Source organism: Mesorhizobium sp. WSM4841 (assembly GCF_055811515.1).
This window is the reverse complement of the sequence record NZ_JBVVQC010000012.1, coordinates 156737-172685: the sequence shown is the minus strand read 5'-3', so window position 1 is coordinate 172685 and position 15949 is coordinate 156737. Positions and strand designations below refer to the sequence as shown.

12 protein-coding genes and 1 pseudogene are annotated in these 15949 nt (G+C 62.8%); 9 read left to right on the top strand and 4 right to left on the bottom strand.

Annotation, left to right across the window (positions count from 1 at the left end):
* Nucleotides 1-358: 358 nt before the first annotated feature.
* The gene (locus AC0L14_RS16935; protein ID WP_473750174.1) at nucleotides 359-1255 is read right to left on the bottom strand and encodes an MBL fold metallo-hydrolase; all 897 of its coding nucleotides are present in this window, start codon (nucleotides 1253-1255) and stop codon (nucleotides 359-361) included.
* A 167-nt stretch (nucleotides 1256-1422) separates the two neighbouring features.
* Between AC0L14_RS16935 and AC0L14_RS16930 the strand changes: the two genes are divergently transcribed.
* The 6 genes from AC0L14_RS16930 to AC0L14_RS16905 all read left to right on the top strand — a co-directional run bounded on the left by AC0L14_RS16930 (nucleotide 1423) and on the right by AC0L14_RS16905 (nucleotide 7348).
* Entirely contained in the window at nucleotides 1423-2310 is an 888-nt protein-coding gene (locus AC0L14_RS16930; RefSeq protein WP_473750173.1) for a LysR family transcriptional regulator, read from the top strand.
* 262 nt (nucleotides 2311-2572) lie between these two features.
* Nucleotides 2573-3844 carry an amino acid ABC transporter substrate-binding protein gene (locus tag AC0L14_RS16925; protein WP_473750172.1) on the top strand — a complete coding sequence of 424 codons (1272 nt, stop codon included), beginning with the start codon at nucleotides 2573-2575 and terminating at the stop codon, nucleotides 3842-3844.
* 178 nt (nucleotides 3845-4022) lie between these two features.
* Nucleotides 4023-4895, top strand: coding sequence for a branched-chain amino acid ABC transporter permease (locus AC0L14_RS16920; protein WP_473489868.1), 873 nt, complete (start codon nucleotides 4023-4025; stop codon nucleotides 4893-4895).
* 13 nt (nucleotides 4896-4908) lie between these two features.
* Entirely contained in the window at nucleotides 4909-5895 is a 987-nt protein-coding gene (locus AC0L14_RS16915) for a branched-chain amino acid ABC transporter permease (RefSeq protein WP_473489867.1), read from the top strand.
* Between the two features lie 2 nt (nucleotides 5896-5897).
* On the top strand, nucleotides 5898-6638 hold the full coding sequence (locus tag AC0L14_RS16910; protein ID WP_473639313.1) for an ABC transporter ATP-binding protein: 741 nt from the start codon (nucleotides 5898-5900) through the stop codon (nucleotides 6636-6638).
* Entirely contained in the window at nucleotides 6635-7348 is a 714-nt protein-coding gene (locus tag AC0L14_RS16905) for an ABC transporter ATP-binding protein (protein WP_027156099.1), read from the top strand. Before AC0L14_RS16910 ends, AC0L14_RS16905 begins: the two co-directional genes overlap by 4 nt.
* 249 nt (nucleotides 7349-7597) lie before the next feature.
* On the opposite strand, the pseudogene AC0L14_RS16900 reads toward AC0L14_RS16905, so the two are convergent.
* Nucleotides 7598-8663, bottom strand: a pseudogene (locus AC0L14_RS16900) (IS4 family transposase).
* Between the two features lie 282 nt (nucleotides 8664-8945).
* On the bottom strand, nucleotides 8946-9359 hold the full coding sequence (locus tag AC0L14_RS16895) for a dihydrofolate reductase family protein (protein WP_473750171.1): 414 nt from the start codon (nucleotides 9357-9359) through the stop codon (nucleotides 8946-8948).
* Nucleotides 9360-9638: 279 nt separating this feature from the next.
* Between AC0L14_RS16895 and AC0L14_RS16890 the strand changes: the two genes are divergently transcribed.
* Nucleotides 9639-10538, top strand: coding sequence for an HNH endonuclease (locus tag AC0L14_RS16890; protein ID WP_473750170.1), 900 nt, complete (start codon nucleotides 9639-9641; stop codon nucleotides 10536-10538).
* A 216-nt stretch (nucleotides 10539-10754) separates the two neighbouring features.
* Here the strand turns inward: AC0L14_RS16890 and AC0L14_RS16885 are convergent, their stop codons facing one another.
* Nucleotides 10755-12518, bottom strand: a complete 1764-nt coding sequence (locus AC0L14_RS16885) for an adenylate/guanylate cyclase domain-containing protein (RefSeq protein WP_473750169.1) — start codon at nucleotides 12516-12518, stop codon at nucleotides 10755-10757.
* An 846-nt stretch (nucleotides 12519-13364) separates the two neighbouring features.
* Between AC0L14_RS16885 and AC0L14_RS16880 the strand changes: the two genes are divergently transcribed.
* Entirely contained in the window at nucleotides 13365-14420 is a 1056-nt protein-coding gene (locus AC0L14_RS16880) for a LacI family DNA-binding transcriptional regulator (protein WP_473750168.1), read from the top strand.
* A gap of 124 nt (nucleotides 14421-14544) precedes the next feature.
* Nucleotides 14545-15801 carry an ABC transporter substrate-binding protein gene (locus AC0L14_RS16875; RefSeq protein WP_473750167.1) on the top strand — a complete coding sequence of 419 codons (1257 nt, stop codon included), beginning with the start codon at nucleotides 14545-14547 and terminating at the stop codon, nucleotides 15799-15801.
* Nucleotides 15802-15949: the final 148 nt, after the last annotated feature.

Sequence of the window (15949 nt, the reverse complement as noted above, 5' to 3'; positions counted from 1 at the left end):
CGTGGGCGCGGAGAGGGGTATACGAGCCAGCCCCTAACCCCTCCCCACAAGGGGGAGGGAGACTTCCGTTGGCGCTGACCTCGGCAAATTGCCTGTCTTTCCAAAGGGGAAGTGAGGGCGCGCGGCAGCATTCCCTCCCCCTTGTGGGGAGGGTTAGGGTGGGGGTCCATCTTCGCAAGAATCCCTATTGGATCGCGGCTTCATTCCAGCTTGGGTTCCTCGCCCCACGAAAGTGGGGAGAGGTGGCTCGGCGAAGTCGAGACGGAGAGGGGACTGCGCCTTACGAAAGCCCCCTCTCCGGCCGCTTCGCGGCCACCTCTCCCCCGCTTCGCGGTGGGCGAGGAACCCAGATCGTGCCTCAGCCCCACTTCATCTCGCCGGTGGCGACCTTGGAGCCGATGTCGAGCGCCACGCCCATGCCGAGGCCGGGGAAGCGGGCTTCCATGGCGCCCTTGAGCGCGGCCGCGTCCTTGGCCTTGGCCAGTTCTTCCTCGAAGGCAATGAGATAGGTTTTGGTGTGCTCGACGCCCGAAAGGTCGGTGGCGGCCTGCGGCGTCATGTGGCCGGGCACGACGATTTCAGGCTTGGCGGCGGCGATCTTTTCGAGATTGGCGAGCCAGGCGGCGCGCTGTTCCCTGGTCGGCGTGTCGGCGGTCCAGACATGCACGCCCGAAAAAATCATCACCCCGCCAAACACCGCATTCAGCGACGGCACCGACAGATAGCGCCGGTTGGCGAGGCCATCCGCGTCGACGATCTCGACGGTCTCGCGATCGACGGTGAGCGTCTTGCCGTCGAACATCTCGGGGATGACGATATCGGCGAGCGCCTGCGGGCCGTTCTCCTTGAGCTGCGGCCCCCAGACGGCGATTTTCTTGTCGACGCTGGCGTTGATGGCTGCCACCGTCTCGGCTGCGGCGATCACCCGTGCCTGCGGGAAAGCCTCCTTGATCGGCTTGAGGCCGAAATAATAGTCCGGGTCGGACTGGCTGACATAGATGGTGGTGAGCGTCTTGCCGGTCGCCTTGATCGCGTCGGCCACGGCTTGGCCGTCGGAGTAGGTGAAACCGCCATCGATCAGCAGCGCCTCGGAGGCGCCGGTGATCAGCACGGGGGCGCGAAAGAAGCCGTTTTCGCCGGCAGGAAAATGTTTCCAGGAAAGCCCTCCGGCTGCATGGCCAAGCCCGGCGGGAGCGAAGACGGCAGCGGCGCCGGCGGCGAGGGTGGTTTTCATGATGGCTCTCCGTGTGAACATTGATGTCTCCTGGGGTGAGAATGCGCATATCGGGCGAGGCGGGGCGCGGCTCCCGCGCGGCCTCGATCTCCGGAAGATGGCAAAAGCGGAATGCGTATTGAAGGCCAACAAAATAGACGTAATGTATGCCAATGCCTGACAATGGCCGCATTTGCCATGAGCCGCGCATGAACCTGAACCGGCTGGCCTATTTCGCCGCGGTGGTCGATGCCGGCTCCTTCACGCGGGCCGCCGAGCGGCTGGGCATCACCAAGGCGGTCGTCAGCCAGCAGGTGGCGCGGCTGGAGCGCGACTTGGGAATGACGCTGCTGATCCGCACGACGCGGCGGGTTCATCCGACCGAGGCCGGCCGGACATTCCATGCCCGCTGCCTACAAATCCTGCAGCAGGCCGAGGATGCCTTCGGCGAGCTCGCGCAGGCGGCCGCCGAGCCGACCGGCACGCTGCGCATCGCCGCGCCCAACGACTACGGCACATCGGCGGTGGTGCCGGTGGTCGCCGCCTTCAGCGCGCGCTATCCCGCCTGCCGGGTGGAGCTGACGCTGGGCGATGAGACCATCGACCTGGCTTCTGGTGGAATGGACGTGGCGATCCGTGTCGGCTGGCTGGCCGATTCCAGCCTCCAGGCGCGGCGGATCGGCACTTTCCGGCAATTCATGATGTGCGGCGCCGAGTTTGCCGGACGGTTCACGGCTGGCGAACCGCAAGACCTTGCCGGGCTGCCCTTCATCGCCAACATGGCGCTGCGCGAACCGCTGCTATGGCAATTCTCGCGCGGCGACGACGAGCATGAGGCTGTGCGCATGCAGGCAACGATCGCCATCGACGCGACGCCGGCAGTGCTGGCCGCCGTCCGCGCCGGCGCCGGCCTGTCGGTGCTGCCGGACTTTTTGGTGCGGGACGAGCTGGCCGCCGGGCGGCTCGTCCACATCCTGCCCGAGTGGCGGCTGCCCTCCGGAGGCATCTACACAGTCTACCCGGCCGCACGTTTTCGGCCGCCCAAGGTGACGAGGTTTGTCGAGATGCTGGTCGCGGCTGAGCAGGAGATGGGGTGAAGCGGGGGAGGGACGGGCCGGCGGAGATGACGCCGGAGGTCACGGAAATCCATGACCGGGCGCGCGAAAAGCTCAGCGGCATTGGAAAGGGAGGACCGAACATGGCATCTGTCGCGCGGATCGCCACATGGACGACTAGCACGAAGTGCTGTGGTGCGCTGCAAGTATGGATTTTCAGAGAGCTGCAGCGAGCGTTTCCAGTAGATTTGTGTGGTGTGCGGACATATCCTGCAACTTTAGGACCGAATGCGGGAGGACCATCATGCCAAAGAAGGACGTAAGCTTTTCTCGACGCACATTTCTCGGCGGCAGCGCCCTGGCGCTTGCCAGCGGCACGATTTCGATGCCGTTCGTGCGGACCGCGCGCGCCCAGGCGGCGACTTTCAAGGCCGGCGTCATCACGTCTCTGTCGGGCGAGAATATTTCGGGCGGCAATTTGACCAAGAACGGTTACGATCTCTGGGCCGAAGCGGCCAACGAGAAGGGCGGCGTCGAGGTCGGCGGCGAGCGTTTCATGGTCGAGATGTTCTATGGCGACGACCAGAGCAATCCGGCTACCGGCGCCGACGCCGCCGAACGGCTGATCGTGCAGAACGAGGTCGATTTCCTGCTCGGCCCCTACACCAGTGGCTCGACAATCGCCGTTCAGCCGATCTGCCAGAAATACCAGGTGCCGATGATTTCGGGCTCGGCCGAGTCGCCCAATGTCTGGTTGGCCAAGCCCGAATTCAATTTCGGCATCATCCCTTCCGTCGACACGACATCCGGCCAGTCGCTGGGCGTGCTGGCGGCGCTGTCAAACCCGAAGGCGAGGACGATCGCGGTGATCGGGGTCAACGAACCCTTTTCGAAGGAGACCGGCGAAGGCTTCCAGCGCGGCGCCAAGGAAGCGGGGCTCGAAGTCGTCGCCTACGAGCTCGTTCCGGCTTCCGGCGATCTCACCCCGGTAATGTCCAAGATCGCCGCCCTCAACCCTGACATCGTCGCGGTGGGCGGGCATGAAGAGCCGCTGATAAATGTGATCAAGACGTCGAAATCGCTGAATTATCGGCCGAAGGCCTTGATCATGCATTACGGCGTGACCAATCCGGCCTTCGCCGAAGCGCTCGGCGCTGATGCGAACGGCACCTCCGGTGTCGCCGTATGGCTGCCTACGGTGCCCTACAAGGACGACCTGTTCGGCACCGCACAGGACTATGTCGCGCGGGCCCAGGCTAAGTTCGGCCATGAGCCCGACTACACGGAAGCCGCCTGCTCGGCCAGCGGCCTCGTCTTCGCCGACGCGGCCAAGCGACTGGGCAAGAAGCCTTCGCTCACCCCCGAGGATCGCGTCGCTCTCAAGGATGCCATCGCCGACACCGACATCACGACTTTTTACGGACCGATCAAGTTCGAGAAGGAAGGCGACCACTATCACGACAACATCCAGCCGGTGCCAGTCGTGATCCAGATCCAGGATGGAAAGACCGTCGCTGTCGGCCCGAAGGAAGCGGCCGCGGCCGAGTTCATCTACCCGTTGCCGTCCTGGAAATAATCGCGACTTGAGGCGAGCGGAGGCGCTATTCGCCGTTGCCTGCTACGGCAGCGGCAGCATGATGGCGGCCGGCTCTTCCAAAGGCCGGCTGTAGGTTGGGCTTTATACTGCGGGCGTCAATTCGCACTCGCGCCAAAAGCATGTTGCGGATTTCTTGGACTGACGGACAGGTTTGCCATTGGATCTTTTTCTTCAAACCCTGCTCAACGGCCTGCTGATAGGCGGTGTCATCGCCACGTTTTCGATCGCCTTCCAACTGACCTTCGGCGTGCTCCATGTCATCGACTTTGCGGTCGGCGCGTGGGTCGTGCTCGGCGGCTACTTCGCCTACTACATGGCGGCCCTTCTCGGCATAGACGGGTTCCTCGCCATGCCGATGGCCTTCGTCCTGTTCGGCGCGATCGGCTATCTCATGGGGCCGATGATCTACAATGTTCGAAACAGCCGCACGGCGCGACCCGAACTGATGGCGCTCGCGCTGACCTTCGGCATCTTCACCTTGCTGCGCGGCGGAATGCTGACCGTCTGGGGTTTCAATACGCATAGCGTGCCGACGGCGCTCAGCGGTCACAGCATCATGATCGGCCCGGTCACGGTTCCCCTGATCCGGGTGGCGGCGGCGGCGTTTGCGGTACTCATCGCCGGCGGGCTGTTTTTCTTTCTCTTTCGCACGCGCTACGGGCTGGCGATCCGAGCGACGGCCGAAAACCGCCAGAACGCCGCCTTGATGGGGGTCAACATCCGGCGTCTCAGCGCCAATGTTTACGGGCTCTACGCGGGGATCACGGCGATGTCGGGCGTTCTGATGGGAGGCATCTATTCGGTCAATCCGGAGATCGGCCTGCGCTATACGCTGTTCGCCTTCTTCGTCGCCGTGCTGGCAGGGCTGGGCTCGCTGGGCGGCGCGCTTGTGGCTGCCCTGCTTCTGGGCGTCATCGAAGCCTTTGTCGCGACGTATGGCGGAGCCAGCTACTCGCATCTCGCGATCTTCGCAACGCTCTTCCTTGTCCTGTTGGTTTCCCCGCGCGGCATCCTGCGGCGCGGACTGTGAGATGGCCCAGACCATGAAAAATCGTTGGGCCGGCCTGCTTCTCCTCGTCGTCATCCTCGTCGTGCTGGCGTTGCTGCCGGTGCTGGTCAACAATTACTGGCTGCGCATCGCCACCGGCGCGCTGATGTGGGCGGGGCTCGCCTGTTCCTGGAACATGCTAGGCGGCTATGCCGGCTACATCAATTTCGGCCATTCGGCCTTCTTCGGCATCGGCGCCTACGCCACCGCCCTCCTGATGGGCGCGGATTTCGCTGTGCCGTTCCTCGCCACCATTCCCATGGGCATGATCGTCACAGCCCTGTTTGCGGTCGTCATCGGCGCGCCGACATTGCGGCTGCGCGGCGCTTATTTCGCCATCGCCACCTGGGCCTTCGCCGAAGTGCTCATGCAGTTCGCCACCGTCGTCGACTTCACCGGCGGAACCGGCGGTATCGGCCTGCCTCCCTTCCTCAACGAGCGCTTCTTCTATTTCGCCATGTTCGCGGCCGCCGTCCTGACCTATTTCCTCACCTGGTTGCTGTTCGAGCGCTCCCGCTTCGGCTTGAAGGTCAAGGCCTTACGGGACCACGAACCGGCGGCCGAAGCCATGGGCATCAACACCTCGCTGGTCAAGTTGCAGACCTTCATGCTCAGCGCCGTCGTCGCCTCCGTGTTCGGCAGTATTTTCGCCTACTGGGTGACCTTCATCAATCCAAAGAGCGTGTTCGGCGGCGACATCACCGACCAGATGGTCGTCATGGTCCTGCTCGGCGGGCTCGGCAGCCTGTGGGGGCCGGCCATCGGCGGCGTCGCGCTGTTCTTCGTCAACCGGCTTATCTGGATGTACTATGGCGATACCGCCTTCTATATCGCCATTCTCGGCGCCGCCATCATCCTGGTGGTGCTGTTCCTGCCCAATGGCATCGCCGGCCTGTTTGCGCGGCGAAGCGGGAAATCAGGCAGCGTGCTCGACACGGTGCTCGGACGCCTGCTCGGCTCCCGCCAGGGAGGACGCTCGTGAGCATGACGGCGCAAGTGCCCGCGCCAGGCGACCAGCCCATCCTCTTCGTTCGCGACGTGCACAAGCATTTCGGCGGCATCCAGGCAGCCGCCGGCGTCGACCTGGAGGTCGGACGCGGCGAGATCGCCGGCCTCATCGGCCCCAACGGCTCGGGCAAATCGACCCTGTTCAACCTCGTGGCCGGCATGGAGACGCCCGATCGCGGGCAGATCCTGTTCGACGGCCATGAGATCGGCGGCAAAAAGGCCTATACGATAGCCCGCCTCGGCCTCGCGCGCACCTTTCAGATCCCGGCGTTGTTCGAGAACATGACAGTCAGTGGGAACCTTCTGGCCGCGGCTGCCGAGGGTCATTGGCATGGCGCGCACCAGCGGGCGGACGAGACGCTGGCGCTGCTGCATCTCGAACCGGTCGCCAACAACCGCGCGTCCGACTTGTCCGGCGGCCAGCAGAAACTGCTCGAATTCGGCCGCGTGATCATGCGCCAGGCGTCCCTCATCCTGCTCGACGAGGTGACGGCCGGCGTCCACCCCAACATCCGCAAGATCATACTGGAAGCGATCGCCAGGCTGCGCGAGCAGGGAACCAGCTTCTTCGTCATCGAGCATGACATGGAAATGGTGCGCAATGTCTGCGACCGCATCATCGTCATGGATTCGGGGCGGGTGGTGACCAGCGGCGCGTTCGAGGACATCGTGCAAAATTCCGAAGTCATGCAGACCTATCTAGGGCGTCCGCAATGAGCACGTTGGTCGCAGACAGCGTCGTTGCGGGCTACGGCAAGCAGGAGATCGTCCATGGCGTCTCCCTTGTCGCGGAAGCCGGCAAGATCACCTGCATCTTCGGCCCCAATGGCTGCGGTAAGTCGACCTTGCTGAAAGCGATCGCCGGCGCGCTGCCGGTATGGGGCGGCACAATCGGGCTTGGCGGCGAAACGATCGGCAATTTGCCGGTCCATGAAGTCGTGCGCCAGGGCCTGGTGCTGATGCCGCAGGGCGGCGGCGTGTTTCCACGGCTGACGGTGATGGAAAATCTGCGCATGGGCGGCTACGCCATTGCCGACCGGAAGCTGGTGGACAGGCGCATCGAGGCTCTGGTCGACCAATATCCATCGCTGGCGCGGCGGCGCAAGACCACGGCCGGAGCCCTTTCGGGCGGCGAACAGGCGATGCTGGCGCTGGCGCGCGCGCTGGTGTCGGAACCGCGTTTCATCCTGCTCGACGAACCGTCCGCCGGCCTTTCGCCGGCAATGGTGAGCGAGACGCTGGAGCGCATCAAGGTGCTGACCGCGCGCGGCATCGGCATTCTCATGGTCGAGCAGAACATTCGCGAGGCCATGCCGATCGCCGACCGGCTCTATATCCTGGCCGCCGGAGAAAAGCGCTTCGAAGGCACGCCCGGAGATGTCCGCAACGACCGACAGATCATGGACATCTATATGGGCGGCGCCTGATGCGGCCGTCCGCGCCGGCGCAGTAAGGTTGGGACGAAGCGCTGATGGCCGAAACGGGCGAGCTTGAAGCGCCGAGGCCGAAGCTGCCAATCTCCCCCCTTGAGGGGGAGATGGCCGGCAGGCCAGAGGGGATCGTCTCGCGTAATGCGCCAACCTCCACTGTCGCAAGAGAGGAGGCCGCGCCTGGTCGAACCGACCCCCTTGCCCTGCCGGTATCTCCCCCTCAAGGGCAGGGCTGTCCGGGGAAAGTTATTCATATATGAAGGCTATCTGATTGGGAGAGGCTCGGTCTCTTGGTCGGCTTGGATTGACCGGTGGCGGCTTGTGGATGGTGTGCATTTTCCGCCGCCCGAACAAGTATTGAGCGACCAGTTCTGTGAACCTCAAGATTGGAATAGGGACGCGGCGGGTGCGCGCGACAATGCGCAGCAGCGCATAGGCGATCATTGCGGCAAAGAGTTGCAGGCGGATTGCATTGCCGTTGTTGCCGAGGAACTTGCGGATCTTGAGGTGCTGCTTGATCCATCGGAACAGAAGCTCGATCTGCCAGCGGCCTTTGTAGAGCCGTCCAATCTCGACGGCGGAGCGCTCCAGATCGTTGGTCAAAAGCGTGATGGTATCGCCCTCTTGGCGCTGAACGCGCAGGCGACGCAGGCGCATCGGCAGCTTGCAAACGCCCTTGCTGACCAGGCTTACCTCACTGTCTTCCACAACCAGGAAGCCGTCGCCCTGCGGCTCGGCTATAGGGCGATCGCACACCAGCGCCAGCCCCATGTTGGCCTTGGGCCGCGTCACGAAGATCGATCCGGCTTCGGCGATCGCCGTCCACCAGCCATAATGGCAGTAGCCCTTGTCGAACACGTAGGTCGCTCCAGCTTCGATCGTGATCTGGCGGCCGACCTGGGCGTCGTTGACGTTGGCGTCGGTGATGTCGAGGACGCGCGCACAGTCGGCCTTCGGGTCATAGACGACATGCACCTTCATGCCGCGGATGCGCCCGTTCGACTTGGCCCAATCGCACAGTTTGCCGAGCGGGATGGGGGTCGAGTCGATCAGCCGCAGCATTGCTTCGCCCTCGCGCCGCGTTTGCCGGTCGAGCAGGTTCGCCACGCTGGCTGTTGGCGTTCCAGCCGGCTTCCAGGCCACGCAAGCCGCTGCTGCCGCAGAACTGGGCATAGATCAGCGCCACCAGATGATCCCAGCTTCTGAACGATTTGTCGTACGCATCCCCGTCGTGGCGATCCACAATTGCTTGGAAGTGACGCCGATCGATGGGTTCAAGAAGCTGCCCGAAGATGCTAGGTGCAAAGCGCATGCCCCGTCCCTTTTCTGAGTCTCGACAACCAGAGAGAAGACGGACAAACCCCGTTTTACGGGGCATGCACATGCGGCATTTCGATTCACTCAAAACTTTCCCCGGACAGCCCTGCCTCAAGGGGGGAGATTGGCCGTCATCGGCGCCTTCGCCAATCACCAGCGTTGCAGGATGAGCGCCAAGGCCCGAACTGCCGATCTTCCCGAGATGGCCGGCAGGGCAGAGGGGGGCGCTGTCCCGTCAACTTATCAACGAAATCGTACATTGGCACCGTTACGCGCCTCACGACTTCCACGTTACAGGCGCATACTCAAGCGCCACCACGCCGTTGCTGAATGGCGTGGCCGAAATCAGCTCGAGCGGCAACTGCTCGCCGGGCGGGAACAGCGGCTTGCCCTGGCCGACGGCGCCGGGATAGCTGAGGAGCCTGATGCGGTCGACCAGGCCGTGGCGCAGCAGCTGCTGGGCAATGCTCAGGCTGCCATGCACATAGATGTTGCCGCCGCTGCCTTGCGTCAGTTCCCTGACCGCTTCCGGCAAGGCGCTCTTCAGCAGCTCGGCCGGTTTCCAGTCGAGCACCTTCAAGCTCGACGAGGCGACATATTTCGGCAGCGCGTTGAACCGGTCGGCGAAGTCTCCGGTTTCCTCAGGCCAGGAGCCGGCAAAAATCTCATAGGTCACGCGCCCCAGAAGCATGGCGCTGCTGTCGGCAAGCTCGTCACTCCTTGAACCTTTGCATTTCATCGTTCCAGGTCACGCCGGGCAGCTTCTCGACCTCGGCAATGCCATCGACAATGATGAATTCTGTGACGATGAGTTTTCGCATGGCGGGTTCCTTCTTTCAGAGGACGGACGGCGCTGGCAAACACCGACACTATGGGGAGAACTTTTCTCCGGCCTAGACTAAGCAGCCGGTATCGGATTTTGGTATCACATCCGAGACAGATACCTCCAAGAACTCACCGCAGGAAGATCATGGGATTTGGGGTCTTCATCCACCGACAAGATTCGATCTACGACGACAGCCCTGCTGAGCAATACCAGTTTCCCAGCCAGTATCTGCGTCGTGTCGAAGCATGCGTCGGCAGTTGGATCATCTACTATGAGCCCAGCAAGGTAAGCGAGACACGTGGATATTTCGCCATGGCCAAAGTCCAAGAGGTCATTCCCGATCCCGTGGCCCCTGCCATGTACCTTGCTCTGATTGAGCCCGAAAGCTACCTCGATTTCGTCAACCCTGTTTCATTTAATGGAACCGACGGTCTCGTTGAGCGAGGCTTGCTCAACGTCGAAGGACGGATTTCCGGTCGCGCTCAATCGGCCGTTCGCCCAATCAGTCCAGCCGATTTCAACCGCATTATCGATTTGGGTCTGGACACGAATGAGTTCTTGCTGCCGCGCGTTGACGAGGTTGGCACATCTACCGGCTTTCAAGATGAGCAAACGCCATTCGAATTCGAGCAGAGCCGTGATCGCGTAAACTATATCGGATCGCGAATTGTGCGGGACCGCATTTTCCGTCGCATCGTCTTGCGCGCCTACGACGAGCGCTGCGCGATCACGGGGCTTAAGTTGATAAATGGTGGCGGTCGAGCTGAGGTTTCCGCCGCGCACATTCGACCGGTCGAAGCGAACGGACCCGATGTCATCAACAATGGGATCGCGCTATCAGGTACAGCGCATTGGATGTTCGATCGAGGATTGATCAGTCTATCCGATGACTTGGAAATCCTGATCTCACGACAGGTCAATGACCTCGACAGCGTGCAGGCATTCATAAACACAACCCGTCGCGCGCTTCCCGCTCGCCGGCAGTTTGACCGCCCGCATCCTCGTTTCTTGCAATGGCACCGTGAGCACTGTTTCAAGCAGTGAAGCACCGCCGGCGTGGGAGCGTGTTGCTGGGTGAGTTGGAACGGTCGCCTCTGACCCGTTCCTTCCGTTCCATCGTATCACCTCAAAGTTCCGGATTGGGATGACGAACCGTCATTCATTGCAGCCGACTGATGGACGCATTCGCGCAAAAAAGACTACATGTCGGTCGGCACAGGTCCTGCCTACTTGCGCCCAAAACCGCCTTTGAGTACGCATCTATTGTTCCGGAACACCGGCAGCGCGGAGCGAGGCCAAGTCGGCCGCCATCTGCTCGGTATCGCCGCGGAACTGCGTTCTGAGCCAGGACGTAACAGTGAAGGTTGGCCGCGCCGCGGCAAGCTGCACGGCGGTCTCGCGGGCCTCTTCGAGACGCCCGTCCTGTTCCTGGACCATCACGATGTCGGCCAAACCATAGCCGGGACTGCGGGCATGATACGCACGGAACGCCGCAATCGCCTCCTCGGAGCGGCCGGCGAGCCGATAGGCGTTGCCCAGCACGCCGAGATACCACGCCTGATAATTCGGGCTTAGCGTAATGGCCCTCTCGATCTGGCCGATCCCCTCGGCGGCATGGCCGGAACAAGCGAGTACAAAGGCTCCGAACACCAGCACGTCGGGCAGATTGGGGCCGAGCTTGACAGCCTTCCGGGCAGCGGCGGCTGCCTCGTCGAACCGCGATCTTAGGAGCAAGATCCCGCTGGTGGCGCGATAGGCGTCGGGATTCTCGGGGTCGATCGTCAGCGCCCGCTCGACATAGGCTTGCGCTTTGTTCAATGCGGTTTCGCGGTCTTCGCCCGTCCAGCCATGGCGGGCGTCGGCGAAGTGCTCGAAGCCGAGCATGGCGTTGAGCGTCGCCGAATCGGGATCAAGCGCGAGCGCCTTCTCCCAGCAGCGGCGGGTCTGGACATGGGCATTCGTTGTATTCGGACCGCGATAGTGGTTCAGCCCCTGTATCCACAGGCTCCACGCTTCGACATTCGTGGTCGTGGTATAGCGTAGGCGCGCCTGCTCGCCTTCGGTCAGCCGGACCTGCATCTCGGTCGCGAGCGTTAGCGTGATCTCGTCCTGCACCGCAAAGATGTCGCCGATGTCACGGTCGAAACGATTTGCCCAGATGTGAACCCCTGTCGTGGCGTCGATCAACTGCGCAGTAATGCGGATGCGGCTGCCGGCCTTGCGGATGCCTCCCTCCAGCACGAAGCGCACGCCGAGTTCGCGGGCGACCTGGCGCACGTCCACTGAGCGCCCCTTGTAGACGAAGCTTGAATGGCGCGCGATTACGGACAGGCCGGAGAGCTTTGAGAGGGTGGTAAGGATGTCCTCGACGAGGCCGTCGGCAAAGAATTCCTGCTCCGGGTCGTTGCTCATCACCGAAAACGGCAGGACCGCAATAGACGGCTTGTCGGTGCCGAGCGGCCGGGTGAAATTGGCCATGGGGCCTGCCTTCGACGCGACTTCGTCGCCGTGCCATCGCCACACCCGCAACGGCCGATCGATGTTCTTGAGCTTAACTTCGCCAGAATCGACAAACGTGACGCCGATCTTGCCGCTCACCTGGGCATGGACGACGTCTGAGGCGAGAATGCCGCCATGCGGCGCTTGGCCTTCAAGCCGGGTTGCGACATTGACGCCGTCGCCGAATATGTCATCGCCCTCGATGACGATGTCGCCGAGATTGATGCCAATGCGGAACTCGACGCGCCGCTGAGCAGCCAAATTGCGCCCACTCATGGCCCGCTGGATCGCAACCGCGCATTCGACCGCCTCAACGACGCTGCCAAACTCGACCAGCGCACCGTCGCCCATCATTTTGACAATGCGGCCATGACGCGCAGCGACGGCGGGATTGAATGTCTCGCTCCAAATCTGCCGCAGCTCAGCGATCGTGCCGGCCTCGTCGGTCTCCATCATGCTGCTGTAACCGGCGACGTCGGCGGCGAGGATGGCGGCGAGCCGGCGCGTAATCTGCTGTTCCGACATACGGACCCCACAGGCGATGCGCTTCACACCACTAGCCTTGGCTAGCAGGTCGTACTGTACGGGATATTCGTCATCTCTAATAGATCGTCGAAGACTGACTACGGCCTCGCATGCGATTCAAACCAGGGTCATCTAGGGACATCAGTACCGGTTCACGACAGACGCAAATGAGTCAAATTGCCTCGCAGCGCGCCCGCCGCGGAAGGGCTGCCTAACATCGAAAGCGGTAATTCGCAGGCCAGGCGATGAACGCCGGCTACTGGCGCAAGGCGGTCATTGACGAACAACCGCGTCGCCCGCTCGCCAGCCAGTGCCCGCCTTTACCAAGCCGGTCACCCTCCGTGAGGTGGCTGCCCTGGCCGGCGCCGCGCTCGGTAAAGCGGTCGCGGGGAAATTTATCGAGCGGGCAAAAACCGACGGGGCGGACTAGCGGAAGGAAGGATGCCCTCTCTTAATGCCAACCATTTGCGAATAGCACCCATGGCAGTTGGCCGAGCAATTCCTTCGCATCGACGAGATCGCTAGCATCGAGTCCCTCGGCGAATGAGGCACTGTGAACGCGAGCCGCTTAGTCGTTCCCGTGCTCGTGATGTAGCCGCGTGAGGCTGAGAGCGGCTCGCGAACACACCGAAAGTCCGGAAATGGCGTAAGCGGTCGTAGATCACGGCACCTGGCAAAAAATCTTAGACACGCCCAAAACCAAATCTTGCCATCCCCCCATCCTTCCCTTAATCTCCTCTGAGAAAACCTTTTCCCAAATTGCCCGCCTTCGCTGACCGCACCAGTCAGCACTTGCGGGACGCTTAAGAGAAAACCTTTTCCCAACTAAGGAATCCGCTGCACAAAATGGCCTCCGACGCCCAGCCAGTCTCCGCCAAGCAGCCAGTCACCCTGCGTGAGGTGGCCTCCCTTGCCGGTGTCAGTGTCGCCACGGCCTCAAAAGCGCTGAACGGGCAGGGGCGGATGACCGCCGAGACGCGCGAGCGCATTCGCGAGACGGCGCAGCGTCTCGGCTTTCGCCCGAACAGCCTGGCGCAGAGCCTGTTGCGGCGGCGCAGTTTTACCGTCGGGCTTTTGACCAACGACACCTATGGCCGCTTTTCGCTGCCGCTGATGTCCGGCGTTTCCGATGCGCTGGTCGATGCCGGCGTCTCGGTGTTCCTGTGCAATGTCGAGGACGACACGCGGCTTGCCCAGCTCCATGTCGAGGCCATGCTGGACAAGCGCGTCGACGGCATCATCGCCACCGGCAAGCGCATTGACCGCCATCTGCCGGTCGATCTCGCCAATCTGCGCATTCCCGTGATCTATGCCTTTACCCAGCCCGATCCCGGCGCCATCGCTTTTGTGTCCGATGACGCCGGCGGGGCGCGCCTGGCGGTCGAGCACTTTTGGCGGCTCGGGCGCCGGCGCATTGCCCATGTCACCGGGCCGGCGAGTTTTGCCGTGGTGCACGCGCGGGCACAGGCCTATCGTGACGTGCTGACCGAGAAAGACTTGCCGGTTATGGAACCATTGCTCGGATCGTGGTCGGAAGCGTGGGGTCACGAGGCGGTGAAGAAGCTCTTCGACGGCAAGCTGTCGAAGAGTGGGGGCGAAAAGCCCGATGCCGTCTTTTGCGGCAACGACCAGATCGCGCGCGGCGTCATCGACGCGCTGCGCGAGCGCGGGCTTGGCGTGCCGGACGAAGTCGGCGTCATCGGTTTCGACAACTGGCAGATCGTGGCCGAGGCAACCCGCCCGCCGCTGACCTCCGTCGACATGAACCTGGCGGCGCTCGGGCGCGAGGCCGGTCTTACGCTTCTTTCGCTCGTCGGCGGCGAACCCGCCGAGCCGGGCATCCGAAAACTGCCGTGCCGGCTGGTGGTGCGTCAGTCATGCGGCCGTCCGCCGGGCGGCTGAGACCAATGCATGTCGCCCAAAAGTGCGCAGCGGTTTTGGGGTCACGACATGCATCAAAGCAAAAGGTCGCGCACGCCTGCAGGGCAGTGCGGCCGAATGAGGAGAAAAACATGAGGAGGAGAACATGAGGACCATCATTACCGGGCTCGCCTTTGCCGCGAGCATTTTTTCCACGCTGGCAACAGTGGGGCCGGCTGCCGCCGCCGAGACCGCGAACATCTGGGTTCGCGCCGACGGCTCGAACTTCATGCCCCGCATCGTCGATGCCTTCAACAAGGGGCATGAGAACCAGATCAAGCTGGACATCATCCCCAATGCCGAGATCATCCCGAAATATGGCGCCGCTGCCGCCGGCGGCACCGCGCCTGACGCGCTCTCGCTCGACCTGATCTACACGCCGTCCTTCGCTGCCGCCGGCCAGCTGGAGGACATCACAGACTGGGCGAAATCGCTGCCGTATTTCAACAGCCTGTCGCCGGCCCATGTCAAAACCGGCACCTACAAGGACCGCATCTACGGGCTGCCGTTCTCCGCCGATAGTTCGGTGCTGATCTGGAACAAAAAACTGTTCAAGCAGGCAGGGCTCGACCCTGAAAAAGGCCCGACCAACTGGGCCGAGATCGAAGCCCATGCCGAGAAGGTCAACGCGCTCGGCGGCGACATCAAGGGCTTCTATTTCTCCGGCAATTGCGGCGGCTGCAACATCTTCACCTTCACGCCGCTGATCTGGGCCTCGGGTGGCGACATCCTCACCGAGGACGGCTCGAAGGCGACGCTCGACAGCCCGCAGTTGCGCGGCGCCATCGACCTCTACCGCTCGATGGTCAAGAAGGATCTGGTGCCGGCAGGCGCACAGACCGACACCGGCTCCAACTTCTTTGCTGCGTTTGCCGCCGGCAATATCGGCATTTCGCCGTCCGGCGCCTTCGCCATCGGCGCGCTGAACACGCAATACCCAGATATCGACTATGGCGTCACCTTCCTGCCTGGCAAGGATGGCGGCTGGTCGTCCTTTGCCGGCGGCGACAATTTCGTCGTCACCAAGGGCACCACGAAGGTCGCGGTGGTGAAGGAGTTCCTCGACTTCGCCTATTCGCTGGAAGGCCAGACCATCCTGGCGAAATACGGCAGCCTTCCGGTGCGCGGCGACATCGCCAATGAGGCGCTGAAGGACCTCGACCCGCGCTACAAGGTCGCCGCAGAGGCCATGGCCAAGGGCCGCACGCCCTATTCGGTGGTGTTCAACGACCTGATCAACTCCGCCAACGGTCCGTGGAACCAGATGGTCAACGAGGTCTTCTTCGGCGAAGACGTCGACGGCGCCATCGCCAACGCGCAGGAAACCATGCAGTCGATCATCGACTCGGCGCCGCAGCAGTAAGCGCCGGCTTTAACCTCCCCCTCGAGGGGAGGTCGGACCGCAGGTCCGGGTGGGGTCGTTGCGGCAGTGCTCGACGTTCTTTTTGCGTCGGCGCGCTGCACAGGCGACCCGACCCCCGGCCTTCGGCCGGACCCTCCCCTCGAGGGGG